The 427-nt window shown below is 59.5% G+C and carries 1 protein-coding gene; it reads left to right on the top strand.

Going from position 1 to position 427, the window contains the following annotated elements:
• Positions 1-94 precede the first annotated feature (94 nt).
• On the top strand, positions 95-427 hold a 333-nt coding region (locus RZO55_RS02370), incomplete at its 3' end, for a 2-oxoacid:ferredoxin oxidoreductase subunit gamma family protein (protein WP_318062698.1).

Raw genomic sequence — 427 nt, 5'->3', positions numbered from 1 at the left:
GTGATATGGAGGCATCGGACCCGGAGAACCGAAAGGGTGCGGGAGTCGGGCGGCTTTTGTCCTCAGGTGAACCTGAGAATGATGAGGGAGGTTGATGGGATTTCAAAAGAATCGAAGAGGTGCAGGCGCGCTGGCAAAGGGGGAATTCGGGGTGAGCAAAACGCGTGACAGTCGTCTCATACGCATAGCCGGCAAAACCGGGGAAGGGGTTGATTCCGCAGGGGACATTTTGGCCCATATCGCCAAGGAGAGCGGGTTGGAGGTGAATACCTTCCGTTCCTTTCCGCCCGTGATCAAAGGGGGGAACACGCACCACGACGTCCGCATCGGTGTCCGGCCGGTTCTGTGCAGCGGCGACGATGTGGATGTGCTCATCGCCCTGGACGGAGAGCAGCTGGCGCGTCTGAAACGGGATGTGGCGGAGGAT

It is taken from the genome of Clostridium boliviensis, from assembly GCF_033342255.1.
Lineage (GTDB): Bacteria > Bacillota > Clostridia > Lachnospirales > Lachnospiraceae > Lacrimispora > Lacrimispora boliviensis.
Note: the sequence above shows the minus strand (reverse complement) of the source record. Positions and strands in the feature narration are given on the sequence as shown.